This window comes from Pseudomonas sp. C9-3 (genome assembly GCF_032392015.1).
Lineage (GTDB): Bacteria > Pseudomonadota > Gammaproteobacteria > Pseudomonadales > Pseudomonadaceae > Pseudomonas > Pseudomonas nitroreducens.
On record NZ_CP135919.1, the window covers coordinates 3981374 to 4007048 of the forward strand.

General features: G+C 64.6%; 22 protein-coding genes. 9 read left to right on the forward strand and 13 right to left on the reverse strand.

From position 1 onward, the window contains the following. Window positions 1–219: 219 nt before the first annotated feature. A complete protein-coding gene (locus RS899_RS18020; RefSeq protein WP_315807727.1) occupies window positions 220–1884 on the forward strand; it encodes an MFS transporter in 1665 nt (554 codons plus the stop codon). 59 nt (window positions 1885–1943) lie between these two features. On the opposite strand, the gene RS899_RS18025 is transcribed toward RS899_RS18020, so the two are convergent. Then, window positions 1944–3281: a DEAD/DEAH box helicase gene (locus RS899_RS18025; protein ID WP_139092964.1), complete on the reverse strand. Its 1338-nt coding sequence runs from the start codon at window positions 3279–3281 to the stop codon at window positions 1944–1946. A gap of 144 nt (window positions 3282–3425) precedes the next feature. On the opposite strand from RS899_RS18025, the gene RS899_RS18030 reads away from it, so the two are divergent. From RS899_RS18030 to RS899_RS18040, 3 genes are all read left to right on the forward strand, one after another. Beyond that, a complete protein-coding gene (locus tag RS899_RS18030; RefSeq protein ID WP_409978026.1) occupies window positions 3426–3998 on the forward strand; it encodes a dihydrofolate reductase family protein in 573 nt (190 codons plus the stop codon). Beyond that, window positions 3995–4399: an NUDIX domain-containing protein gene (locus RS899_RS18035; RefSeq protein WP_315807729.1), complete on the forward strand. Its 405-nt coding sequence runs from the start codon at window positions 3995–3997 to the stop codon at window positions 4397–4399. The genes RS899_RS18030 and RS899_RS18035 overlap by 4 nt, the downstream gene beginning before the upstream one ends. 391 nt (window positions 4400–4790) lie before the next feature. Then, entirely contained in the window at window positions 4791–5348 is a 558-nt protein-coding gene (locus RS899_RS18040) for a C40 family peptidase (RefSeq protein WP_371914055.1), read from the forward strand. 37 nt (window positions 5349–5385) lie between these two features. Here RS899_RS18040 and rarD read toward each other — a convergent pair whose 3' ends face one another. From rarD to mtnA, 11 genes are all read right to left on the reverse strand, one after another. Then, window positions 5386–6282, reverse strand: a complete 897-nt coding sequence (rarD, locus tag RS899_RS18045) for an EamA family transporter RarD (RefSeq protein ID WP_054907224.1) — start codon at window positions 6280–6282, stop codon at window positions 5386–5388. Beyond that, window positions 6279–7148: a carboxylate/amino acid/amine transporter gene (locus RS899_RS18050; RefSeq protein ID WP_054907223.1), complete on the reverse strand. Its 870-nt coding sequence runs from the start codon at window positions 7146–7148 to the stop codon at window positions 6279–6281. Before RS899_RS18050 ends, rarD begins: the two co-directional genes overlap by 4 nt. Window positions 7149–7288: 140 nt before the next feature. After that, window positions 7289–8971, reverse strand: coding sequence for a 30S ribosomal protein S1 (gene rpsA, locus RS899_RS18055; protein WP_038803317.1), 1683 nt, complete (start codon window positions 8969–8971; stop codon window positions 7289–7291). Between the two features lie 396 nt (window positions 8972–9367). Continuing rightward, window positions 9368–10057, reverse strand: coding sequence for a (d)CMP kinase (gene cmk, locus RS899_RS18060; RefSeq protein ID WP_024767051.1), 690 nt, complete (start codon window positions 10055–10057; stop codon window positions 9368–9370). Next, complete coding sequence (locus tag RS899_RS18065) at window positions 10057–12276, reverse strand: bifunctional prephenate dehydrogenase/3-phosphoshikimate 1-carboxyvinyltransferase (RefSeq protein ID WP_315807730.1); 2220 nt, start codon at window positions 12274–12276, stop codon at window positions 10057–10059. The genes cmk and RS899_RS18065 overlap by 1 nt, the downstream gene beginning before the upstream one ends. Beyond that, a complete protein-coding gene (hisC, locus tag RS899_RS18070; RefSeq protein WP_315807731.1) occupies window positions 12269–13381 on the reverse strand; it encodes a histidinol-phosphate transaminase in 1113 nt (370 codons plus the stop codon). Before hisC ends, RS899_RS18065 begins: the two co-directional genes overlap by 8 nt. Then, window positions 13371–14006 (reverse strand): adenylyl-sulfate kinase, encoded by a 636-nt coding sequence (gene cysC / locus RS899_RS18075; RefSeq protein ID WP_315807732.1) that lies wholly within the window; start codon window positions 14004–14006, stop codon window positions 13371–13373. The genes hisC and cysC overlap by 11 nt, the downstream gene beginning before the upstream one ends. Window position 14007: 1 nt before the next feature. Further along, window positions 14008–15105: a prephenate dehydratase gene (gene pheA / locus RS899_RS18080; RefSeq protein ID WP_054907219.1), complete on the reverse strand. Its 1098-nt coding sequence runs from the start codon at window positions 15103–15105 to the stop codon at window positions 14008–14010. Next, window positions 15105–16190: a 3-phosphoserine/phosphohydroxythreonine transaminase gene (serC, locus tag RS899_RS18085; RefSeq protein WP_313463449.1), complete on the reverse strand. Its 1086-nt coding sequence runs from the start codon at window positions 16188–16190 to the stop codon at window positions 15105–15107. The genes pheA and serC overlap by 1 nt, the downstream gene beginning before the upstream one ends. A gap of 14 nt (window positions 16191–16204) precedes the next feature. Next, the gene (gene gyrA, locus RS899_RS18090; protein ID WP_315807733.1) at window positions 16205–18994 is read right to left on the reverse strand and encodes a DNA gyrase subunit A; all 2790 of its coding nucleotides are present in this window, start codon (window positions 18992–18994) and stop codon (window positions 16205–16207) included. 233 nt (window positions 18995–19227) lie between these two features. After that, the gene (mtnA, locus tag RS899_RS18095; RefSeq protein WP_054907216.1) at window positions 19228–20304 is read right to left on the reverse strand and encodes an S-methyl-5-thioribose-1-phosphate isomerase; all 1077 of its coding nucleotides are present in this window, start codon (window positions 20302–20304) and stop codon (window positions 19228–19230) included. Between the two features lie 153 nt (window positions 20305–20457). On the opposite strand from mtnA, the gene RS899_RS18100 reads away from it, so the two are divergent. After that, entirely contained in the window at window positions 20458–21783 is a 1326-nt protein-coding gene (locus tag RS899_RS18100) for a TRZ/ATZ family hydrolase (protein WP_315807734.1), read from the forward strand. Window positions 21784–21897: 114 nt separating this feature from the next. On the opposite strand, the gene RS899_RS18105 is transcribed toward RS899_RS18100, so the two are convergent. Further along, complete coding sequence (locus RS899_RS18105) at window positions 21898–22143, reverse strand: hypothetical protein (protein WP_315807735.1); 246 nt, start codon at window positions 22141–22143, stop codon at window positions 21898–21900. A gap of 10 nt (window positions 22144–22153) precedes the next feature. On the opposite strand from RS899_RS18105, the gene ubiG reads away from it, so the two are divergent. The 4 genes from ubiG to RS899_RS18125 all read left to right on the forward strand — a co-directional run bounded on the left by ubiG (window position 22154) and on the right by RS899_RS18125 (window position 25517). Further along, window positions 22154–22852, forward strand: a complete 699-nt coding sequence (gene ubiG, locus RS899_RS18110; protein ID WP_024767043.1) for a bifunctional 2-polyprenyl-6-hydroxyphenol methylase/3-demethylubiquinol 3-O-methyltransferase UbiG — start codon at window positions 22154–22156, stop codon at window positions 22850–22852. Beyond that, complete coding sequence (gene mupP, locus RS899_RS18115; RefSeq protein WP_315807736.1) at window positions 22849–23526, forward strand: N-acetylmuramic acid 6-phosphate phosphatase MupP; 678 nt, start codon at window positions 22849–22851, stop codon at window positions 23524–23526. Before ubiG ends, mupP begins: the two co-directional genes overlap by 4 nt. A 53-nt stretch (window positions 23527–23579) precedes the next feature. Next, entirely contained in the window at window positions 23580–24323 is a 744-nt protein-coding gene (locus tag RS899_RS18120) for a YciK family oxidoreductase (RefSeq protein WP_315807737.1), read from the forward strand. 267 nt (window positions 24324–24590) lie between these two features. Further along, entirely contained in the window at window positions 24591–25517 is a 927-nt protein-coding gene (locus RS899_RS18125; protein WP_315807738.1) for a GGDEF domain-containing protein, read from the forward strand. Window positions 25518–25675 lie beyond the last annotated feature (158 nt).

Below are 25675 nucleotides of genomic sequence, written 5' to 3' on the forward strand. Positions count from 1 at the left end.
GCTTTTCGCTCTTATTTGGCAATGCAATGCGGAAAATTCCGACGCAGACTAACAACACAAAGCCCTGCCGGCACTGTCGAAGCTTGCCAGCACAAGTCACCGATAACGCCACGCCTGACCATCATCAATGGCGCATACGGCCCCAGCCACTACACTTGCCCGGCATGGACAGGCACCGGTTCCACACGCGTGCCGACCACTTGAAATAAGGGCGTCCCCATGCTGCAGTCCGTTTCACCCAAGCACGACCTCCCCCTCAAGCCCGATCCAGCCGAACCTCGCAGTGGCGTACTCGCCCCCTTCAGCATCGCCGCGTTCCGCATCATCTGGATCTGCAACCTGTTCGCTAACCTGGGCACCTGGGCGCAGTCGGTCGCCGCCGCCTGGGTGGTCACCGAGGCCCACGCCAGCCCACTGATGGTTGCGATGATCCAGGTCGCCTCGGCATTGCCGCTGGTGCTGCTGTCGATCATGTCCGGCGTGCTGGCCGACAACCACGACCGTCGCAAGATCATGCTGGTCGGCCTGACGGTGGAGCTCTCCGGTGCCGCACTGGTGACGGTGCTGGCCTTCATGGGCTATCTCGACCCGCTGATGCTGATCGTGTCGATCCTCTGGCTGTCGCTGGGCAGCTCCATCACCATTCCCGCCTGGCAGGCGGCGGTGAACGAGCAGGTGCCCCCGCGCATGCTCGGCGACGCAGTGCTGCTCAACAGCGTCAACTACAACGTTGCCCGCGCCGTCGGCCCGGCCATCGGCGGCCTTCTGCTGTCGGCCACCGGCGCGTCCTGGGTGTTCCTGTTCAACTGCATCTGCTACGCCGCGCTGATCTGGGCGATCTGGCAATGGCGCCGCGACGTGCCCAAGCGCACCCTGCCGCCGGAACACATCTTCGAGGGCGTGATCGCCGCGCTGCGTTTCACCCAGTACTCCAGCGTCACCCGCCTGGTGATGCTGCGCTCGGCGGTGTTCGGCCTCTCCGCCAGCGCCATCTGGGCACTCCTGCCGCTGCTGGCGCACCGTAATCCGGACGGCAGCGCCTCGGTCTACGGCTACATGCTGGGGGCACTCGGGCTTGGCGCCATTGTCGCCAGCACCATCGTCAGCAAGGCTCGCCAGTGGCTGGGCAGCAGCCGGTTGATCAGCTTCGCCGCCGCCACCCTGGCGCTGGTCATGCTGACCCTGGGCTGGGTCGACAACCTCTGGGTGATCTTCCCCGCGCTGGTGCTGGGCGGCGCCTGCTGGATCGCCGCTGTCGCCACCTACAACTCAGCGGTGCAGATTCTCGTGCCCGACTGGGTCAAGGCGCGTGCCCTGGCGCTCTACCAGACGGCGATCTACGGCGGGCTGGCGGCAGGCTCCTTCCTCTGGGGCCACTTTGCCGAAACCATGGGCGTGCAAGGCGCATTGATCGCCGCCGGCTGCCTGCTGCTGATCTCCGTGGCGCTGCTCTACAACTCGCGCCTGCCGGAGCTGAACTCCGCCAGCATCGCCCGTGCACCGGGCGGCGTACCGGGCCAGCCGACCTTCGTGTTCAACCCCGAGCGCGGCTCGGTGATGGTCTCCATCGAGTATCGGATTCCCGCCGAGCGCACGCGCGACTTCGTCCGCGCCGCCAAACTCTTGCGCCGCCTGCGCCTGCGTAACGGCGCGGAACGCTGGGCGCTGTACCGCGACGTGAGCAATCCCGAGGTCTGGCAGGAGCTGTTCCTGGTGGACAACTGGATCGGCCACCTGCGCATGCTCGATCGCCTCACCCTCGAGGACAAGACCATCATCGACAACGTGACCAGCCTCCATGATGGCGACGCGCCGCCGGTGATCCGTCACGGCGTGAGCTACGAGTCCGGCAGCTACGAAGCGCCGCCGGAAACCCTGGGTTAACCGCGCACAAATAAAAACGCCTCTCGGTCAGGAGAGGCGTTTAGGGTGACGCTGGAGTTTTACTCCGCCGCCGGCTTCTTGCGCTTGAGCGGCGCCAGGCCGTCCTGGCTCACCACCTTCGAGGGGCCGGATTTCGGCTTGGCGGCGGGCTTCTTCTTCGCCGGCGACTTGCTGCCGGTCTTCTTCGCATCGTCCTTTTTCTTCTTGGTGCCAGCAGCCTTGCCGGACGCCTTGACCTTTTTCGGCCCCTTGTAGGTGCCTTTGAGTTCCTTGATGGTGCGCAGCTCGAAGCGCAGCTTGAGGTAGCGCTCGATGCTCGACATCAGGTTCCAGTCGCCATGGCCGACCAGCGAGATCGCGGTGCCGCCGGCGCCGGCACGGCCGGTGCGGCCGATGCGGTGCACGTATTCGTCGCCACGGCGCGGGATGTCGAAGTTGATCACCAGGTCCAGGCCGTCGACGTCCAGGCCACGGGCAGCCACGTCGGTGGCGACGAGGATCTTCACCGCCCCCTGCTTCAGGCGCTCGATGGCCAGCTTGCGGTCCTTCTGGTCCTTCTCGCCGTGCAGCACGAAGACCTTGTGGCCGGCAGCGATCAGACGGCCGGTCAGGCGGTCGGCAGCGACGCGGGTGTTGGTGAAGACGATGGCCTTCTCATAGGTCTCGTTGGCCAGCAGCCACTGCAACAGTTCTTCCTTGTGCCCGGTGTGGTCGGTAAGGATCACCTGCTGGCTGACATCCTCGTTCAGCTCGCTGACGCGGTTGAGCTGGAGAGTTTCCGGCTCGCGCAGGACCTTTTCGACCATCTCGTGCAGGCCGCTGCCGCTGGTGGCGGAGAACAGCAGGGTCTGGCGCTCGGCCGGGCACTGCGCCGCGAGCTTGAGCACGTCCTCGGAGAAGCCCATGTCGAGCATGCGGTCGGCTTCGTCGAGGATCAGCACTTCCACATCGCCCAGCGGCAGGTTGCCGGCGTTGAATTGCTCGTTCAGGCGGCCGGGCGTGCCGATGATGATTTCCGGGTTCTTGCGCAGGCGCGCCCCCTGCACCTTGAAGTCTTCGCCGCCGGTGATCAGGCAGCCCTTGATGTAGGTGAACTGGGCGAAGCGCTCGACTTCCTTGAGGGTCTGCTGGGCCAGCTCACGGGTCGGCAGCAGGATCAGCGCGCGGGCGCCGCTCTTGGGCTTCTCTTCGCTGAGCAGGCGATGCAGCAGCGGCAGCACGAAGGCAGCGGTCTTGCCGCTGCCGGTCTGCGCCGTCACCCGCAGGTCGCGTCCCTCCAGGGCCTTCGGAATAGCCGCGGCCTGGACCGGGGTCGGTTCGGTGAAGGACAACGAATCGAGCGCCTTGAGCAGGCGTTCGTGGAGGGCGAATTGGGAGAACAAGGCAGACCTCGATATCACGTAAAGACCAAATAGCTGCATAGCTTAATGTTTGCCGAGCCTGCGCGCTGGAAATATTGCCGGCGGCCGCTTGCGGCGCACCGTCGCGTCAATAATCCGACAAACGTACCGTCACTTGGCGAAGCGCGATGCCATGCTCTGATGGGCCTGACAAAAAGGAGAACGCAGGTGCCATCGACGCTCATTTATTACGTGTCCGCCAGCCTCGACGGCTACATCGCCCGCCCTGATGGCAGCGTGGACTGGCTCGAAGGCCACGGCAGCCAGACTGATGACCACGGCTACAGCGCCTTCTATGCCAGCATCGACGGCCTGCTCATGGGGCGCGCCACCTATCTGTTCTACCTGAGCCAAGGCGAATGGCCGTACCCCGACAAGCCCGCCTTGGTCATGACCCGCTCCAATCACCTGTCCAGGGCCGCGCCGCAGGTGGAACTTGAGCATTACGCACCGGTAGACGCCCTCGCCTCGCTGGAGGCACGCGGCTGCCAGCGCATCTGGCTGGTGGGCGGCGGTAGCCTGGCGGGCAATTTCCTCGCCGCAGGCTTGCTCGACGAAGTGATCGTCAGCATCATTCCGCACCTGCTCGGTGCCGGCATTCCGCTGTTCAGCATCGGGCTCGAGCAACGCCTGCAGCTGCTGGAGCAGCGCAGCTTTCCCAGCGGCATCGTGCAGATGCGCTACCAGGTTCTGAAGGAAACGCCCTCGCCATGACCTCCACCATTCGTATCGCCGCCGCCTGCCTGCTCGATGACGCCGGACGCCTGCTGCTGGTACGAAAGCGTGGCACCCAGGCCTTCATGCTGCCGGGCGGCAAGCACGAACCCGGCGAGACGTCGGTCCAGGCCCTGCTGCGCGAGCTGGGCGAAGAACTCGACCTGCGCCTTGTGACTTCCGCACTGACCCCGCTCGGCCACTTCCAGGCCAAGGCCGCCAACGAGGCGAACATGCGCGTGGACGCCCAGGTCTTCGTCGCCGCCCTGCCCCATGCCGTCCAGGCCGCCGCCGAGCTGGAAGAGCTCGCCTGGCTGGACCCGACCGGCGAATACCCACAGAACCTTGCCCCGCTGCTGAGCGAACAGGTTCTTCCCGCCCTGCTCGCCCATCTGGGCTGATTCGTTCAGAACAATTACCTGCATTTCGTCGGGTTTTTCCTTAAGAAACCTTAAGCGCCTGGCTTTTGGCCATTAACCCGCCGGCTTTCCGTCGCGCGGCCGAAAACCCCGTTTTATAGGGCTTCCGGCTATAAGGTCAGGCCGTGACTGATGCGTCCGAACACATGTCACGCAGCGTCCTACAAGTCACAGGGGAAATATCAGAGTCGACAGACGGTACGAACTGTCATGAAAAGTCGTTCAGAATGCGTGGAATTTTTGAGCGGACCAAAGGAAACCACGCCGACAACAATGGCGATCCAGCGGAGTCTGGGCGATATCAACCAGCAAGAAGACATGCCGAATGCGAAGTACCCTTTTGACATGCCTTTCCATAGGCTTGGCGACCCTCTTGGCCGCCACCGAGGCAACCGCCTCCTCCAAGATCACGCGCACCTATCAACCTGCACCGGTTGATCTGCGAGTCCCGGTCCAGGGCAGTGCCCTACTGACCTTCAATGCCAAGCCGGTCAAGCCGACCAAGAGCGAGGCGCACCAGGTCACCCAGCGTGCCTACAGCATGATCGGCACGCCATACCGCTGGGGCGGCACTTCGCCCAAGCGCGGCTTCGATTGCAGCGGCCTGGTGAACTACGTGTTCCAGAACGTCGACGAAGTCGACCTGCCGCGTACCGCGCAGCAGATGTACAGCATGCGCGGCAACTCGAAAGTGGCGCGTGGCGATCTGCAGCCCGGCGACCTGGTGTTCTTCCGCATCCACAACCGTCGCAATGTCGACCATGTCGGCATCTACGTCGGAGACAACCAGTTCGTCCATGCGCCGCGCCGCGGCCAGAAGGTTCGTGTCTCCGACCTCAGTGGCGACTACTGGAAGAAGCACTACACCGCTGCCCGCCGCATCCTGCCGGAAACCCTGGCGAAAGCCGACGTCGGCGGTCGTTACGACTGATTGGGGCGCTCTCCCCTTGCGGGAGAGCGCTCAACTCTTATAGGCCGCGACGCGCCTGCCGGCGCAGCAGTCGCGCGCTATCCCAACCGGTCAGCAGCACGGCAATCCAGATCGGCCCGTAGGTCCAGATCTGGGCCGGGTTGAATGCCTCGCCCAGGAACAGCACGGCGATGGCAAACAGCAGCACCGGCTCGACATAACTCAGAATCCCGAACAGCCCCATGGGCAACAGCCGGCTGGCCGCCATCATCGCGCCGAACGCCAGCGCGCTGATCAGGCCCAGCAGCGGCAGCAGCGCCCACAGGCGCGGCACCTCTTCCAGCACCTTGGCACTATCAGTTATCCACAAGGCGGCCAGGGCGAACGGCAGCAGCACGATCATCTCGAAGACGAAGCCGGACAGCGAATCCACCGCCATCTTGCGGCGCAGCATGAAATACGGCGGATAGCCCAGCGCAGTGATCAGGGTGAACCAGGAGAACGCGCGGGTCAGCCACAACTCGTGCAGCACGCCCGCCAGCGCGAAGGCGACGGCAATGCCCTGCAACGTGGTCAGACGCTCGCCATAGAACACCCGGCCGCAGAGCACCATGGTCAGCGGCAGCAGGAAGTAGCCCAGCGACAGCTCCAGCGTGCGCCCAACCATGGGCGCCCAGATGAACACACCCCACTGGATCAGCATCATCGCCGCCGTCAACGGGAAGCATGCCAGCAGCCATGGCTCGCGCAACAGACGGCGGCCCGCCTCACGCAGCACTCCGCCCTGGCGGGTGAACAGCACCAGCAGCAGGACCATGGGAATCGACCAGACCACCCGGTGGGCGATCACCTGGATGCTGGTCAGCGGCGCCAGCGAATGGATGTAACCCGGCAAGGTCACGAACAGCACGGAAGACGCCAGGGACAGCGCTACGCCACGTCCGGAGATATTCATGCGAAGCGCTCCTTGCGACGGCGCAGGCCAAGGCGATTGACGCCCAGCGAAGCAACGATCACCGCACCACCCAGCGCCAGGCGCGGCAAGTCAGCGGCCTCGTTCCAGATCAGCAGGTTGATGAGCAGCCCCACCGGTACATGCAGGTTGTTCATCACCGCCAGGGTGCCGGCATCCACCATGGTGCCCCCCTTGTTCCACCAGAACTGCCCGAGCGCGGTGGCCAGCAGCCCCATCCAGATCAGCACGCCCCATTGCAGGTCGGTGGTCGGCAGCTTCTGCGGATTGCCGAACAGCAACCAGCCCGGCAGCGCGACCAGCAGCGCACCGACGAAGAAATAGCCGAAGCGGCGGTATTGCGGGATGTCCGAGGGATAGCGTCGCACCAGGTGCTTGTAGAACACCTGCCCCGCTGCGAAGGTCGCGTTGGCCACCTGCAACAGGAGGAAGCCCTGTATGTAGTCGCCGCTAACGCCGTCGTAGCGAATGATCCCGGCGCCCAGCACCGCCACCGCGGCCGCCAGCAGCGCCCAGGCATTGAAGCGCCGGTTCAACGCGTCATCGATCAGCGCCACGTGCAACGGCGTCAGCACGGTGAACAGCAGCACCTCCGGGACCGTCAGCACCCGGAAACTCTGGTACAGGCAAACGTAGGTAATGCCGAACTGCAGCGCGCCTGCCAGCATCACCCCGCCAATGAAACGAGGATCGACTCCGCGCCAGCGGGTCAGTGGCAGGAACACCAGGCCGGCGAGCACCACGCGGGTCAGCACGGCGAAATAGCTGTCGACCTGCCCGGCGAGGTATTCGCCGATCAGGCTGAAGGAGAACGCCCAGAGGACGGTGACGAAAAGCAGGTAAGGCATGGAAAGGAAGACCGGAACGGGGCAGGCAACATAGCGTCAGTCTCAGCACAGGAAAAGCGCTGTACGCCCGCGCCCTGCGAAAGGCAGAAACGAAAAAGGGCGACCGAAGTCGCCCTTTTCCTTGGATGGTGAATCAGGGATTAGCCCTGGTTCTCCATCTGAGCACGGATCAGATCACCGATGGTGGTCGGACCAGTGGCTTCTACGTCTTGCTTGTGACGCAGTTCTTTCATCGCATCTTTCTCGTCATCAACGTCTTTCGACTTGATGGAGAGGGAGATGACGCGGCTCTTACGGTCGATGCTGATGATCTTGGCTTCGACTTCTTCGCCTTCTTTCAGAACGTTGCGAGCGTCTTCAACGCGGTCACGGCTGATTTCGGAGGCTTTCAGGATGCCTTCGATTTCGCCGCCCAGGCTGATGACAGCGCCTTTGGCGTCCACTTCCTTCACGGTGCCGCGAACGATGGTGCCTTTCTCGTTGAGCGATGCATAGTTGGAGAACGGATCGTCTTCCAGCTGCTTGATGCCCAGGGAGATGCGCTCACGCTCCGGATCAACGGAGAGGATGACGGTTTCCAGCTCGTCGCCCTTCTTGAAGCGGCGAACGGCTTCTTCGCCAACTTCGTTCCAGGAGATGTCGGACAGGTGAACCAGACCGTCGATGCCGCCTTCCAGGCCGATGAAGATACCGAAATCGGTGATCGACTTGATGGTGCCGGAGATCTTGTCGCCCTTGTTGAAGCGGCTGGAGAAGTCTTCCCACGGGTTGGACTTGCACTGCTTGATGCCCAGGGAGATACGACGACGCTCTTCGTCGATGTCCAGAACCTGAACTTCCACTTCGTCGCCAACCTGAACGACTTTCGACGGGTGGATGTTCTTGTTGGTCCAGTCCATTTCGGAGACGTGTACCAGGCCTTCCACGCCCTCTTCCAGCTCGGCGAAGCAGCCGTAGTCGGTGAGGTTGGTGACGCGCGCGGTAACGCGGGTGCCTTCCGGGTAACGGGCTTTGATGGCAACCCATGGGTCTTCGCCCAGTTGCTTCAGGCCCAGGGATACGCGGTTGCGCTCGCGGTCGAACTTCAGAACCTTGACATCGATCTCGTCGCCAACGTTGACGATTTCCGACGGATGCTTGATACGCTTCCAGGCCATGTCGGTGATGTGCAGCAGACCATCGACGCCGCCCAGGTCAACGAACGCACCGTAGTCGGTGAGGTTCTTGACGATACCTTTGACCTGCTGGCCTTCCTGCAGGGATTCCAGCAGAGCTTCGCGCTCGGCGCTGTTCTCGGCTTCCAGCACGCTGCGGCGGGAAACGACAACGTTGTTGCGCTTCTGGTCCAGCTTGATGACCTTGAACTCGAGCTCTTTGCCTTCCAGGTGAGTGGTGTCGCGCACCGGACGCACGTCGACCAGCGAACCCGGCAGGAACGCACGGATGCCGTTGACGTCGACGGTGAAGCCACCCTTGACCTTGCCGTTGATGACGCCTTTGACCACTTCGTCGGCAGAGAAAGCAGCTTCCAGAACGATCCAGCTCTCGGCACGCTTGGCTTTTTCGCGGGACAGCTTGGTTTCACCAAAGCCGTCTTCTACCGCGTCAAGCGCAACGTGGACTTCGTCACCCACATTGATGGTCAGCTCGCCCTGTTCGTTGTAGAACTGCTCGACCGGGATGACGCCCTCGGATTTCAGACCGGCATGGACGGTGACCCAGTCACCATCGATGTCGACCACGATGCCGGTGATGATTGCACCCGGCTGCATGTCGAGGGATTTAAGACTTTCTTCAAAGAGTTCTGCGAAGCTTTCGCTCATGTCTATACCTGTAGTCAAAGGCTTGTAAGCCCGATTCCGCGCCACCAGCGAACACGGTCAAGTGATGAAAAAGAAGCCAGCAGGATCAAGACTGGTATCCTGCCGGCCCCCTGTTGCACCCGCCGAAACGGATGCTCCACATTCAGATTTTAAGGGAACGCTTCGCTCAATATGGGCGAAACCCTCCCGATACAAGGTCTGGAATGGTAGCAACGGATGTCGATTGCGTCAATCGGCGCCCCCGGTTTCCGATGTCCTTCACGACTCCAGCCTCATTCCTTCATTTTCGCCCAGCCTCGGAAGACGGGAGGACCGCCTGTCAGATCCGTCCTGCGACGCACTCGCCCCGGGAAAGAAAAATCCCCGGCTGGCCGGGGATTTTCGTGAGCCGTTCGACTAGTCCGCCAGGCCGCGACGAGAAACCTCGGCGAGGATACTGTCCACGACCTCTTCGATGCTCATCGAGGTGGAGTCCACCAGGATGGCGCCTTCGGCGGGCTTGAGCGGAGCCACGGCACGCTGGCTGTCACGCTCGTCGCGGGCGCTGATTTCCTCCGCCAGTTGCGCCTGATCGCTGTCGATACCCTTGCCCTTGAGCTGCAGGTAACGGCGACGGGCGCGCTCTTCGGCCGACGCTGTCAGGAAGATCTTCAGCGGCGCGCTGGGGAAGACCACGGTGCCCATGTCGCGACCGTCGGCGACAAGGCCGGGCGCTTCGAGGAAGGCGCGCTGGCGTTGCAGCAGCGCATCGCGCACCGCCGGCAGTGCGGCGACTTGCGAGGCGCCAGCGCCGACCTGCTCCGTCCGGATGGTATCGGTGACATCTTCGCCTTCGAGGATGATGTGCTGACCCTGTCCGCCCTTGGCATGGGTGAACTGCACGTCCAGGTGTGCGGCGAGAACCTTGAGGGCTTCCTCATTGGTCAGGTCGATGCCGTGGTTACCGGCAGCGAACGCCAGCAGGCGATACAGCGCGCCGGAGTCCAGCAGGTTCCAGCCCAGGCGCTTGGCCAGCAGACCGGCGACGGTGCCCTTGCCCGAGCCGCTGGGGCCATCGATGGCGAGGACCGGCCATTCGCCGTTCATCAGTTTTTCTCCTCGGCGACGCGAATACCCGCGCCGGACGCCAGCCCGAGGAAGTTCGGGAAGGAGGTCGCGACGTTGGCGCAGTCGTGGATACGGATAGGCGCACCGGCACGCAGGGAAGCCACGCTGAAGGACATGGCGATACGGTGGTCGCCGTGGCTCCAGACTTCGCCGCCGCCGTAGCTGCCGCCGTCGATGATGATGCCGTCCGGGGTCGGCTCGCACTTCACGCCCAGGGCCAGCAGGCCGTCGGCCATGACCTGGATGCGGTCGGATTCCTTCACCCGCAGTTCTTCCGCGCCGCGCAGCACAGTGCGGCCGGAGGCAGAGGCGGCGGCAACGAAGAGCACGGGGAACTCGTCGATGGCCAGCGGCACCAGGTCTTCGGGGATGTCGATGCCTTTCAGCTGCGCCGAGCGCACGCGAATGTCGGCAACCGGTTCGCCACCCACTTCACGCTGGTTTTCCAGGGTGATGTCGGCGCCCATGAGCTTGAGGATGTCGATGACGCCGGTACGGGTCGGGTTGATGCCGACATGTTCCAGGGTCAGGTCGGAACCTTCGGCGATGCTCGCGGCAACCAGGAAGAAGGCGGCGGAGGAGATATCGGCCGGGACTTCGATCGAGGTGGCGGTGAGCTTGTGGCCGGACTCGACGCGAGCGGTGGCGCCTTCGACGTCGACCGGGTAGCCGAAGCCGCGCAGCATGCGCTCGGTATGGTCGCGGGTCGGGGCCGGCTCGGTGGTGGAGGTTTCACCGGCTGCGTAGAGGCCGGCAAGCAGCAGGCAGGATTTCACCTGGGCGCTGGCCATGGGCATGTCGTAGTGCATGCCGGTGAGCTTCTGGCCACCACGGATGGTCAGCGGCGGACGGCCTTCGGGGCCAGTCTCGATCACTGCGCCCATCTCGCGCAGCGGCTTGGCGACGCGATTCATCGGGCGCTTGGACAGCGACGCATCGCCGGTCAGGGTGGTGTCGAACGGCTGGGCGGCCAGCAGGCCACTGAGCAGGCGCATGGAAGTGCCGGAGTTGCCCAGGTAGATCGGGCCGGGCGGCGTCTTCAAGCCATGCAGGCCGACGCCATGCACGGTCACGCGGCCGTGGTGCGGGCCTTCGATGACCACGCCCATGTCGCGGAAGGCCTGGATGGTGGCGAGGGCGTCTTCACCCTCGAGGAAACCTTGTACCTCGGTCGTGCCTTCGGCCAGCGAGCCGAGCATGATCGAGCGGTGGGAAATGGACTTGTCGCCCGGTACGCGAACACGTCCGGAGAGGCGGCCACCCGGCTGGGCCAGGAAAATCAGGTCATCGTTGTGCATGGCGTCCACATAGGCCCGGCGGGCCAGGATTTTGCTGAAATGCTCGCGGGCAACGCGGGCGCGGGTGAAAACACCCATCAGTTGTTGCCCGTCCCCATGGTCGACGGCCTCGCGCAGATCGTCGAGGTCGTCACGGAATACGTCGAGGATGCGCAGCACCGCCTCGCGGTTGGCGAGGAAGATGTCGTGCCACATCACCGGGTCGCTGCCGGCGATCCGCGTGAAATCGCGGAAGCCGCCAGCGGCATAACGGAAGATTTCCAGATTCTCACTGCGTTTGGCCAGCGAGTCGACCAGCGTGAAGGCCAGCAGGTGCGGCAGGTGGCTGGTGGCGGCGAGGACTTCGTCGTGATGCTCGACGGCCATCTGCTCGACATCAGCGCCCAACTCGCGCCAGAGGCTCTCGACGCACTGGATCGCGTCCGCGTCGGCATTATCCAGCGGGGTGAGGATGACTTTATGACGGCGGAACAATTTCGCGTTGGCCGCTTCCACCCCGCTCTGCTCGGAACCGGCGATGGGATGGCCGGGAACGAAGCGCGCCGGCATGCCACCGAACACGGCTTTCGCAGCGCGCACCACATTGCCCTTGGCGCTGCCCACGTCGGTGAGGATGGCATTGCCGATATCGAGGGTGGCGAGTTCGCCGAGGACCTTCTCCATGGCCAGGATCGGCACCGCAAGCTGGATCACGTCAGCCTCGCGGCAACCGGCAGCAAGGTTTTCCTCGCAGCGGTCGACCACTCCCAGTTCCACCGCCAGGCGGCGGGTTTGCGGGTCACGGTCGACGCCGACCACTTCCTCGAACAGGCCCTTTTCGCGGATGCCCTTGGCGAAGGAGCCGCCGATCAGGCCGAGCCCCACCACCACCAGGCGCTTGCGCTGAACAACATCAGGCACGGGCGAGCACCTTGGCCAGCGCTTCGAGGAAGCGGGCGTTCTCGGCCGGCAGGCCGATGGAGATGCGCAGGTGCTGCGGCATGCCGTAGCCACCCACCGGACGGACGATCACGCCTTCGGCGAGCAGCGCCTGGTAGACAGGGCCGGCGTCACGCTTGAGGTCCACGGCGACGAAGTTGCCCTTGGAGGGAATCCATTGCAGGTCCAGGGCGCGCAGGCCGTTTTCCAGCTGCGCCATGCCTTCGTCGTTGATGCGCTTGCCTTGGGCCAGGTAGTCGGCATCGTCCAGCGCCACACAGGCGGCGGCCAGGGCCAGGCTGTTGACGTTGAACGGCTGGCGAACGCGGTTGAGCACGTCGGCGACCTGCACCGAGGAGATCGCGTAACCGACGCGCAGCGAGGCCAGGCCGTAGGCCTTGGAGAAGGTGCGGGAGACCAGCAGGTTCGGGTAGCGGGCCAGGTACTTCAAGCCGTCCGGCAGTTCCTCGCCTTCGGCATACTCGATGTAGGCCTCGTCGAGCACCACCAGGACGCTCTCCGGCACCTGCGAGAGGAAGCGCTCCAGCGCGTCCGGGCCGAACCAGGTACCGGTGGGGTTGTTCGGGTTGGCGACGAAGACCACGCGGGTGTTGGCGTCGATGGCCGCCAGCATGGCTTCCAGGTCATGGCCCCAGTCTTTCGCCGGTACGACCTTGCCCTGGGCGCCGACGGCCTGGGTGGAGATCGGGTAGACGGCGAAGGCGTACTGGCTGAACACGGCGTTCAGGCCAGGCGCCAGATAGGCGCGGGCGACCAGGTCGAGAATGTCGTTGGAGCCGTTGCCCAGGGTGACCTGCGCGGTGTCGACGCCGCAGCGGGCGGCCAGGCGGGACTTCAGCTCGAAGCCGTTGCCGTCGGGGTAGCGGGTCAGTTCGGCCAATTCGGCGCGAATGGCGTCGAGGACCTTGGGGCTCGGGCCCAGCGGGTTCTCGTTGCTGGCCAGTTTGACGATGCCGGCGGGGTCGAGCTTCAGCTCGCGGGCCAGTTCCTCGACTGGCTTGCCGGGAACGTAGGGAGAAAGTTTCTGCACGCCCGGCTGGGCCAGGGCAAGGAAATCACAGCTCATGGACATCTCTCTCGACTGGGGCCGCACAGACTGACTCGATATAGCCGGCGGCAGCCATGTAATCGCAGATACGGTCAACAGATTCCTCTACCGACAGCACGGACGTATCGATGCTCACGTGGGCGGCCAGCGGCGCCTCGAACGGAGAGTCGATGCCGGTGAACTCCTTGAGTTCGCCGGCTCGCGCTTTGCGGTAGAGCCCTTTGGGATCGCGCTCCTCGCACACTTTCAGCGGCGTGGAGACATGCACTTCCACGAAACGCTCGGGTAACAGCTTGCGAACTCTGTCGCGATCCGCACGAAACGGAGAAATGAACGCGGCGATGGTGATCAGGCCAGCATCCACCATCAGCGCCCCCACCTCACCAACGCGGCGAATATTTTCACAGCGGTCTTCGGCGCTGAAGCCGAGGTCCCGATTCAAGCCCTGACGGAGATGATCGCCATCGAGCAGGTAGGTGTGCCGCCCGGACGCATGCAGTCGCTGCTCGAGGGCATCGGCCAGCGTCGACTTGCCGGAACCGCTCAGCCCAGTCAGCCAGACCAGGCAGGGGCGCTGGGCCTTGAGGCCGGCGCGCCCTGCACAATCGACCGTCTGCGACGGCCAATGGGCACTTCGCCCCATGTCAAAGCACGGCCTTGGGGTACGAACCCAGCACCTTCAGGGCAACGGCTTCGCTGTTGATCTTTTCCAGCACGTCCTTGATCAGCGGGTCCTTGTGGTGGCCGACGAAGTCGATGAAGAACACGTAGGTCCACTTGCCGCTGCGCGACGGGCGGGTCTCGATGCGCGTCAGGTCAACACCGTTGCTGTGGAACGGCACCAACAGCTCGTGCAGCGCGCCCGGCTTGTTGCGCATGGAGACGATGATGGAAGTCTTGTCATCGCCCGTGGGCGGCACTTCCTGATTGCCGATCATGAGGAAGCGCGTGGAGTTGTCCGGGCGGTCCTCGATCTTCTCGTGCAGCTTGTCCAGGCCGTACAGGCTGGCCGCCATGTCGCCGGCAATCGCCGCGCTGTTCCACTCGCTCTTCACCCGCTTGGCGGCGTCGGCATTGCTGGAAACCGCCACGCGCTCGACGTTCGGGTAGTGCGCATCCAGCCACTTGCGGCACTGGGCCAGGGACTGGGCGTGGGAATAGATGCGGGTGATGTTGTTGGTCTTGGTGTTCTCGCCGACCAGCAGGTGGTGGTGGATACGCAGTTCCACCTCGCCGCAGATCACCAGGTCGTGCTCGAGGAAGCTGTCGAGGGTGTGGTTGACCGCGCCCTCGGTGGAGTTTTCCACAGGCACCACGCCGAAGTTCACCGCACCGGCGGCAACTTCGCGGAACACTTCGTCGATGGCCGCCATCGGCGTGCTGATCACCGCGTGGCCGAAGTGTTTGAGCGCGGCAGCCTGGGTGAAGGTGCCTTCCGGGCCGAGGTAGGCCACTTTCAGTGGCTGCTCCAGGGCCAGGCAGGAGGACATGATCTCGCGGAACAGACGAGCGACTTCCTCGTTGTCCAGCGGGCCCTTGTTCAGCTCCATGATGTGCTTGAGCACCCACGCCTCGCGCTCGGGCCGGTAGAACACCGGCTTCTCGCCTTCGGGCAGGGAGGCCAATTTCACGCGCGCCACATCGGTGGCGCAGCGGGCGCGTTCGCTGATCAGCTCGAGGATCTTCTCGTCGAGGCTGTCGATGCGTACGCGCAACGCCTTGAGCTGGTCAGCGTCGCTCATCAGCCGTGCTCCTTCTCGAACTCGGCCATGTAGCCAACCAGGGCTTCGATGGCGTCCAGCCCCAGGGCGTTATAGATGGAGGCACGCATGCCGCCCACCGAACGGTGGCCCTTCAGGTTGAGCAAGCCGCGCGCGTCGGCACCGGCGAGGAAGGCCTTGTCGAGCTTCTCGTCGGCCAGGCGGAACGGCACGTTCATCCAGGAGCGGGCGCTGGGCTGGATCGGGTTGGTGTAGAAGTCGCTGCGGTCGATGAAGCCGTACAGCATGTCCTTCTTGGCGCGGTTGCGCTGTTCCATGGCGTCGACGCCGCCCTGCTCCTTCAGCCACTGGAAGACCAAGCCGGAGAGGTACCAGGAGTACGTGGCGGGCGTGTTGTACATGGAGCCGTTATCGGCGGCGACCTTGTAGTTGAGCATGGTCGGGCAGATGCTGCGGGCGCGGCCCAGCAGGTCTTCGCGCACGATCACGACCACCAGGCCGGACGGGCCGATGTTCTTCTGCGCGCCGGCGTAGATCAGGCCGAACTTCGACACATCGATCGGGCGGGAGAGGATGTCCGAGGACATGTCCACCACCAGCGGGACATCACCGACTTCCGGAATCCAGTCGAATTCCAGGCCGCCGATGGTCTCGTTGGACGCGTAGTGCAGGTAGGCCGCGTCCTTGGACAGGCTCCACTCGTTCTGGCCGGGGATCGCGAAGTAGTCGTACTTGGATGCGCTGGCGGCGACGTTGACGTTGCCGTAGCGACGAGCCTCTTCGATGGCCTTCTTCGACCAGATGCCGGTTTCCACGTAGTCCGCCACGCCGTCTTCGGGCAGCAGGTTCAGCGGAATCTCGGCGAACTGCTGGCTGGCGCCGCCCTGCAGGAACAGCACCTTGTAGTTCGACGGGATCGCCATCAGGTCGCGCAGGTCCTGCTCGGCCTTCTCGGCGATGGCCACGTAGTCGTCGCTACGATGGCTCATCTCCATGACCGACAGGCCCTTGCCCTGCCAATCCAGCAGCTCGGCACGGGCGCGTTCCAGCACCTCGGTGGGAAGCGCCGCGGGACCGGCGCAGAAGTTAAAGGCTCGCTTGCTCACATCCACTCTCGCTATCAGTCTTCGCTGGCTTGCGGGGCTTCTTCAGCCGCGACTTCGCCTGCTTCTTGGTTCTCGTCCGCTACTTCACCTTCGACGATCTCGCCGTCGACGATCTCGCCTTCGATCTCTTCGCCTTCGACGACGGTCGGTTCCTGCACCCGTTCCAGGCCTACGACGGTTTCGTCAGCGGCCAGTTTGATGAGGATCACGCCCTGGGTGTTACGGCCAGCACCGCGAACTTCGTCGACACGGGTACGCACCAGGGTGCCCTGGTCGGAGATCAGCATGATCTCCTCGCCGTCCAGCACCTGCACGGCGCCTACCAGGTTGCCGTTACGCTCGTTGATCACCATGGCGATCACGCCCTGGCCACCACGACCGCGACGCGGGTAGTCGGCCAGCGGGGTGCGCTTGCCGTAACCGTGCTCGGAGGCGCTGAGGATCTGCGCTTCACGGCACTCGGGGATCAGCATGGAAATGATCCGCTGGCCTTCGCCCAGGCGCATGCCGCGCACGCCACGGGCGTTACGGCCCATGATGCGCACCTTGCTTTCCTTGAAGCGGATCACCTTGCCGGCGTCGGAGAACATCATCACGTCCTTCGAGCCGTCGGTGATGGCGGCGGCGATCAGCGAATCGCCCTCTTCCAGCTTCAGGGCGATGAGGCCATTGGAACGCGGCTTGGTGAACTGGATCAGCGGGGTCTTCTTCACGGTGCCTTTCATGGTGGCCATGAAGATGTACGCGCCGGTCGGCTCGTCCTGGCTGAAGTCGGCGTCGTCGCCCTCTTCGCCTTCTTCGGCTTCCACCACTTCGGCGACCTGCTCGGCGACCACGTCGTCATCGTCGTTCTCGTCACCGGCGAACTGGGCGCGCACGGCTTCCAGGTCGATCTGCAGCATCGCGGTAATGCGCTCGCCTTCGTCCAGCGGCAACAGGTTCACCAGCGGACGGCCACGGGCGGTACGCGAGGCTTCCGGGATCTCGAAGGTGCGCAGCCAGTAGACCTTGCCCTTGCTGGAGAACAGCAGCAGGGTGGCGTGGCTGTTGGCGACCAGCAGGTGTTCGATGTAGTCCTCGTCCTTCACGCCACTGGCCGACTTGCCCTTGCCACCGCGACGCTGGGCCTCGTAGGCGGCCAGCGGCTGGGACTTGGCGTAGCCGCCGTGGGAGATGGTGACCACGCGCTCTTCTTCGGTGATCAGGTCGGCGATGGTCAGGTCCATCTGCGACGCGACGATCTCGGTACGGCGGGCATCGCCGAACTCGGCCTTGACCTTCTCCAGCTCCTCGCGGATGACTTCCATCAGGCGCTCGGGGTTGGTCAGGATGCGGATCAGCTCGCCGATCAGGGTGAGGATTTCCTGGTACTCGGACAGGAGCTTCTCGTGCTCCAGGCCGGTCAGGCGGTGCAGGCGCAGTTCCAGGATGGCCTGGGCCTGCTCCGGCGACAGGTAGTACTTGCCTTCGCGCAGACCGTACTGCTCATCCAGGTCTTCCGGACGGCAGGAATCGGCGCCGGCGCGCTCGACCATGGCTTCCACGGCGCTGGATTCCCAGGCAGTGGCGATCAGGCGTTCCTTGGCTTCGGCCGGGGTCGGCGAAGTCTTGATCAGCTCGATCACCGGGTCGATGTTCGACAGGGCGACCGCCTGGCCTTCAAGGATGTGGCCGCGTTCGCGGGCCTTGCGCAGTTCGTAGACGGTCCGGCGGGTCACCACTTCACGGCGGTGGCGGACGAAGACCTCGAGCATGTCCTTGAGGTTCATCGTGCGCGGCTGGCCGTCGACCAGGGCCACCACGTTGATGCCGAAGACGCTCTGCAACTGGGTCTGGGCGTAGAGGTTGTTCAGCACGACCTCGCCCACTTCGCCGCGGCGCAGCTCGATGACCACGCGCATGCCGTCCTTGTCGGACTCGTCGCGCAGCTCGGTGATGCCTTCGATCTTCTTCTCTTTCACCAGCTCGGCGATCTTCTCGATCAGGCGAGCCTTGTTCAGCTGGTAGGGCAGCTCGGTGATGATGATCTGCTGGCGGTTGCCGCCCTTCTCCATGTCCTCGATGGTGGCGCGGGCACGGATATAGATGCGGCCACGGCCGGTACGGTAGGCCTCGATGATGCCCGCACGACCGTTGATGATGCCGGCGGTCGGGAAGTCCGGACCGGGGATGTACTGCATCAGGTCGTCGACGGACAGCTCGGGGTTGTCCATCAGCGCCAGGCAGCCGTCGATCACCTCGGTGAGGTTGTGCGGCGGGATGTTGGTCGCCATACCCACGGCAATACCGCTGGAACCGTTGACCAGCAGGTTCGGGATCTTGGTCGGCATGACCGCCGGGATCTGCTCGGTGCCGTCGTAGTTGGGCACCCAGTCGACGGTTTCCTTGTCCAGGTCGGCCAGCAGCTCGTGGGCCAGCTTGGACATGCGCACTTCGGTGTATCGCATGGCCGCGGCGTTGTCGCCGTCCACCGAACCGAAGTTGCCCTGGCCGTCGACCAGCATGTAGCGCAGCGAGAAGGGCTGGGCCATGCGGACGATGGTGTCGTACACCGCGGTGTCGCCGTGCGGGTGGTACTTACCGATCACGTCACCGACCACACGGGCGGATTTCTTGTAGGGCTTGTTCCAGTCGTTGCCCAGTTCGCTCATGGCGTACAGGACGCGGCGGTGCACGGGCTTCAAGCCATCGCGTGCATCGGGCAGGGCACGACCGACGATCACGCTCATGGCGTAATCGAGGTAGGACTGTCGGAGTTCGTCTTCGATGTTGACCGGGAGGATTTCTTTGGCCAGTTCGCCCATGAGAAGCCTGGTTCCTTTTTCAAATGGGTCTCCGTCATGCCCGTCCTGGGCCTGGCGGAGCGCGGTGCGCTATCAAAGCGCCACCGACTCTCTACAAATCAACGACTTGGCCGTTGATCCGCGATGCTGTGGGGGCCGTAAAAATGCCCCATCAAGAACCGTCGGAGCTTACCACAAGCCAGGGTCAAACCCTACCCTCGCCCAAGCCCCTCGATGAATTGCCGCAGGCCCCGTCAATGCAGGCGCTTGCGGCTCATCAACTGGGCCATCCGCTCGGTATCCGGACGTTCGACGACGCCGCGCTCGGTCACGATGGCATCGATCAGGTCCGCCGGGGTCACATCGAACACCGGGTTGTAGGCATCCACGTCAGCGGCGACACGTTTGCCGCCGATTTCCAGGAGTTCGCGACCGTCGCGCTCCTCGATCGGGATGTCCTCGCCACTTTCCAGCCCCATGTCGATGGTCGAGCTTGGAGCCACCACCATGAAGCGCACGCCGTGGTGCATGGCGGTGACCGCCAGCTGGTAGGTGCCGATCTTGTTGGCGACGTCGCCGTTGGCAGTGATGCGGTCAGCACCGACGATGACCCAGGTGATACTTTCGGTCTTCATCAGGTGCGCCGCAGCGGCATCTGCGTTCAAGGTGACCGGCACGCCTTCGTTCGCCAGTTCCCAGGCGGTCAGACGCGCGCCCTGCAGCCAGGGGCGGGTTTCGTCGGCGTAGACGCGCTCGATCAGCCCTTCCAGGTGCGCCGCACGCAGCACGCCCAGCGCGGTGCCGAAGCCTCCAGTGGCCAGGGCGCCGGTATTGCAGTGAGTGAGGATCTTCTGCGGGCCGCCGTGGTGTTTGCGGATCAGCTCCACGCCCAGTTGGGCCATGGTCAGGTTCGCCTCGCGGTCGCTTTCATGGATCGCCACCGCCTCGGCTTCCAGCAGCGCCAGCGGGTCCTCGCCCGGCTTCAGGCGCTCCAGGCGGTCGCGCATGCGGTTCAGCGCCCAGAACAGGTTGACCGCGGTGGGACGCGATTCGGCGAGCACGGTGAAATCTTCTTCCAGCGCCGTACGCCAGTCGCCGCCGGCGGCCAGGCGGGCGCGCAGGCCCAGCGCCAGGCCATAGGCTGCGGCAATGCCGATGGCAGGTGCGCCACGCACGACCATCTGGCGGATGGCCTCGGCCACGCCTTCGGCGGTCTCAAAGGACAGCCAGGTTTCCTCCAGCGGCAGCAGGCGCTGGTCCAGCAGTCGGAGTGTGCCCTTGCGCCAATCAATGGCCGTGACCCGTTCGGCCGCCAACAGTCGCTCACGCATGGAACACCTCTTCAATTCAATGGAATCGCGGGCCTTTCCCGGCCCCCAGGAATCTTCCCGCGCAGGCGGGTAAAAGCGCCGAGTATACCGAGCCTGCGGCGGTGGCGCTCGGCTATACTCGGGCGCTTTATTATCGCGCCCAGGATGCGCCATATGCCCACCACCAAAGTCCCGCTCGACCTGCTGCTCTTCCCCACCTGGATTGTCCCCGTGGAGCCCGCCGGCATCGTCCTGCGTGACCATGGCCTGGGCATCCGCGACGGTCGCATCGCCCTGCTCGCGCCGCGCGCCGAGGCGCTGCGCCATCCGGCGGCGGAAACCCGCGAACTGCCGGGCATGCTGCTCTCCCCCGGCCTGATCAACGCCCACGGCCATGCGGCGATGAGCCTGTTCCGCGGCCTGGCGGACGACCTGGCACTGATGACCTGGCTGCAGGAGCACATCTGGCCGGCAGAAGCCAAGTGGGTCAGCGAGGACTTCGTCCGTGATGGCACGGAACTGGCCATCGCCGAGCAACTCAAGGGCGGCATCACCTGCTTCTCCGACATGTATTTCCTGCCGCAGGTGGCCTGCGAGGTGGTGCACAAGGCCGGCGTTCGCGCGCAGATCAGCGTGCCGGTACTGGATTTCCCGGTCCCCGGCGCCCGCGACGCCGACGACGCCATCCGCCAGGGCCTGGCACTGCGCGACGATCTCAAGCATCACCCACGCATCAAGGTCGCCTTCGGCCCGCACGCGCCCTACACGGTCAGCGACGACAAGCTGGAAAACATCCTGATGCTCGCCGAGGAACTGGACGCCGGCATTCATATGCACGTCCATGAGACTGCCTTCGAAGTCCAGCAGGCGCTGGAGAAGCACGGCGAGCGCCCGCTGGCCCGCCTGCATCGCCTGGGGCTGCTCGGCCCGCGCTTCCAGGCCGTGCACATGACCCAGTTGAACGACGAAGACCTGGCCATGCTGGTGGAAACCAACAGTTCGGTGGTGCACTGCCCCGAATCCAACCTCAAGCTGGCCAGCGGCTTCTGCCCGGTGGAGCGCCTGTGGCAGGCCGGCGTCAACGTCGCCATCGGCACCGACGGCGCGGCCAGCAACAATGACCTCGACCTGCTCGGCGAAACCCGTACGGCCGCCCTGCTGGCGAAGGCCGTGGCCGGCCAGGCCACCGCGCTGGACGCCCACCGCGCCCTGCGCATGGCCACCCTGAACGGCGCCCGCGCGCTGGGCATGGAGCAGGAGACCGGCAGCCTGGAGTTGGGCAAGGCGGCCGATATCACGGCCTTCGACCTTTCCGGACTGGCCCAGCAGCCGGTGTACGAGCCGGTTTCCCAACTGATCTACGCCAGCGGCCGCGACTGCGTGCGCCACGTCTGGGTCGGCGGCAAGCAACTGCTCGAAGCCGGCAAGCTCACCCGCCTGGACGAAGAGCGCCTGATCGCCGTAGCAGGCGAGTGGGGCAGGAAGATCGCCGGGGCCTGATAGAGACTCCGCTCAGGAAGAGTCCCTCTCCCTGAAGGGAGAGGGGACTGGATCGGCGCGAAAGTTGAGTCTGAAGGTCGCCTGATACTATGGCAGCTGGAAGCGCAGAATCCTTCACGCTGCCCAGAACGCTCCCTCTCCCTTCAGGGAGAGGGCTGGGGAGAGGGCTGGGGAGAGGGTAACGCCCAGCACCAGCACTTCAAAGCCACGGCGGGCCACGGTAGGCCACTTCAAGCTCGCATCCTGCTGATTGCCACACGCGCCCAGCAAGGCGCCACTGCGACAATCTGTCATGCCGCGCCCCATCCATTCGACGAAGCTGGCATCATAGCCAGTCTTCGTTTCCAGCTTTTTGATCAATAGGGACACCATGAGCAACGTCGACCACGCCGAGATCGCCAAATTCGAGGCCCTCGCCCACCGCTGGTGGGACCGCGAAAGCGAGTTCAAGCCCCTGCACGACATCAACCCACTGCGGGTCAACTGGATCGACGAGCGCGTCAGCCTCGCCGGCAAGAAGGTCCTCGACGTCGGCTGCGGCGGCGGCATCCTCAGCGAAGCCATGGCCCAGCGCGGCGCTACCGTCACCGGCATCGACATGGGCGAAGCGCCCCTGGCAGTCGCCCAGCTGCACCAACTGGAGTCCGGCGTGCCGGTGGAATACCGCCGCATCACCGCCGAAGAGCTGGCCGAGGAAATGCCCGAACAGTTCGACGTGGTGACCTGCCTGGAAATGCTCGAACACGTGCCCGACCCGGCGTCGGTGATCCGCGCCTGCCACAAGATGGTCAAGCCCGGCGGCCAGGTGTTCTTCTCCACCATCAACCGCAACCCGAAGGCCTACCTGTTCGCCATCGTCGGTGCGGAATACGTGATGCGCCTGCTGCCGCGCGGTACCCATGACTTCAAGAAGTTCATCCGCCCCTCCGAGCTGGGCGCCTGGTCGCGCGACGCCGGCCTGGCAGTCAAGGACATCATCGGCCTGACCTACAACCCGCTGACCAAGCACTACAAGCTGGCCAACGATGTCGACGTCAACTACATGATCCAGACCCTGCGGGAGGAGTGAATCGCATGCTCAGAGCGGTTCTCTTCGACATGGACGGCACCCTGCTGGACACCGCGCCGGACTTCATCGCCGTGTGCCAGGCGATGCTCGTCGCCCATGGCCGCGCGCCGATCGACGACCAGCGCATCCAGGACGTAGTGTCCGGCGGCGCCCGCGCCATGGTCGCCGCGACCTTCGACATGGACCCGGAAGCGCCCGGCTTCGAGACCCTGCGCCAGGAATTCCTCGACCGCTACCAGGAGCATTGCGCCGTCTTCACCCGTCCGTACGAGGGCATGGCGGAACTGCTGGAGAGCATCGAGCGCTCCCGCCTGATCTGGGGTGTGGTGACCAACAAGCCGGTGCGCTTCGCCGCGCCGATCATGGAACAGCTGGGCCTGGCCGAGCGCTCCGCGGTGCTGGTCTGCCCGGATCACGTGAAGAACAGCAAGCCGGACCCGGAAATGCTCCTGCTGGCCTGCAGCCAGCTGAACATCGACCCGTCCGAAGTGCTGTTCATCGGTGACGACCTGCGCGATATCGAGTCCGGCCGCGCCGCCGGGACCAAGACCGCAGCCGTGCGCTACGGCTACATCCACCCGGACGACAACCCCGCGCACTGGGGCGCCGACGTCATCGTCGACCATCCCCGCGACCTGCTGGCGGTTCTCGACCGCGCCCTCTGCTCCTGCTGAACCGAACCTCGCGAGCCCGCCAGCGCGCTGACGGGTTCCGCCAAGGAGAAACCATGTTCGACTATTCCGCCCGCCCCGACCTGCTCAAGGGCCGCGTGATCCTCGTGACCGGTGCTGGCCGCGGCATCGGCCGGGCCGCCTCGCTCGCCTTCGCCGCCCACGGTGCCACCGTGCTGCTGCTGGGCAAGACCGAGGACTACCTCAACGAGGTCTATGACCAGATCGTTGCCGCCGGCCACCCGGAACCGGTGGTGATCCCGCTGAACCTGGAAACCACCCTGCCGCACCAGTACGACGAGTTGGCGGCCATGATCGAGAACGAGTTCGGCAAGCTCGACGGCCTGCTGCACAACGCCTCGATCCTCGGCCTGCGCTCGCCCATCGAGCAGATTTCCACCGACAACTTCACTCGCGTCATGCAGGTGAACGTCAACGCCATGTTCAGCCTCACCCACACCCTGCTGCCGCTGCTCAAGCTCTCCGAGGATGCCTCGGTGGTCTTCACCTCCAGCAGCGTCGGCCGCAAGGGCCGCGCCTACTGGGGCGCCTACGCGGTGTCGAAGTTCGCCACCGAGGGCCTGATGCAGGTGCTGGCGGACGAGTGCGAGGACATCACCAGCGTGCGCGCCAACAGCGTCAACCCGGGCGCCACCCGCACCGCGATGCGCGCTCACGCCTACCCGGGCGAGAACGCTTACAACAACCCGGCGCCCGAAGACATCATGCCGGTCTACCTGTACCTGATGGGCCCGGACAGCAAGGGCGTGAACGGCCAGGCCTTCGACGCCCAGGACTGAGATCCGGCCCTGCACAATCGGTACTGGCGTACCAACGGCGTCGGTCTGCAGCCCAGCAACCACGCCGCCTCCCGCCATTTTTCTGGCTCCGCCCCGCTCTCCCCTCCAGCAAAGTGCCACTATTTCGCCAGACTTCTGGCGAAACCTTTCCCCGACCGGGAACCCTGACCACCACCGGTCGGTCAATACGGCGTCTTTTCAGGCCTTTCCGCGCCCTGGCACGGAAATCGCTCTGTCCCTGCAAACGCCGTAAAAATGGTCGCCGCCATGGTTCCTCCCAAGCACTCCAATACCATCGATTTCGATGCTGCCAAGCTCCAGCGCGCGGCCAGCCAGGACATCCGCACACCCTCGCGGCGTCCGCTGGAGCTGCTGGAACTGCGCCAGCAGCTGAACCTGCAATTGCAGGTGAGCCTGGAGGCTGACCGCATCCTCGCGGTGTTCTTCCGCGAGATCCAGCAGTTGCTGCCAGTGGCCTACCTGGCGTACTACCACGCCGGCGCCGACCTGCGCCTGGAGATCGGCGAAGCGGCCCGGCACAGCGCCGACTACCGCCTGACCCACGCCAGTGAATACCTCGGCGAGATCAGCTTCCGTCGTGCCCGGCGCTTCTCCGAGGCCGAGCTGGCGCAGCTGGAATCACTGATGGCCTGCCTGCTCTATCCCCTGCGCAACGCCCTGCTCTACCGCGCCGCCGTGCAATCGGCGCTCCGCGATGCGCTGACCGGCACTGGCAACCGCATTGCCATGGACCAGACCCTGGGGCGCGAGGTCGAGGTAGCACGGCGCCACCTGCTGCCACTGTCGATCCTCATGCTCGACCTGGACCACTTCAAGCAGATCAACGACGAGCACGGCCACAGCGTCGGCGACGACGCCTTGCGCGCCGTGGCAACGGCGCTGAAGAACAGCCTGCGCAATGTCGACATGGTGTTCCGCTTCGGCGGCGAGGAATTCCTCGTGCTGCTGTCCAACACCCCCGGCGTCGCCGCCGCGCAGGTGGGCGAACGGCTGCGCGCTGCCGTGGAGGAGCTGAACCTGGCCGCCGGCGGCAAGCGCTTGCCGCTGTCCATCAGCCTGGGCTGCGCCACCCTCAATGGCGGCGAGTCGGTGGATGATCTGCTGCGCCGCGCCGACAGCGCGCTTTACGAAGCCAAGCGCGACGGCCGCAACCGCCTGGCCTGCGCCAGCTGACTCAGCGAGAGCCCCCTGTAGGAGCGAGTTTGCTCGCGAACGGATTTCCCGGCAGCTCTGGCGTCAAGCGGGTTCGCGAGCAAGCTCGCTCCTGCAGAAGACTTCCGGTAAATCACAGGCAAGAAAAAAGGGCTCCGAGGAGCCCTTTTCCATTTACC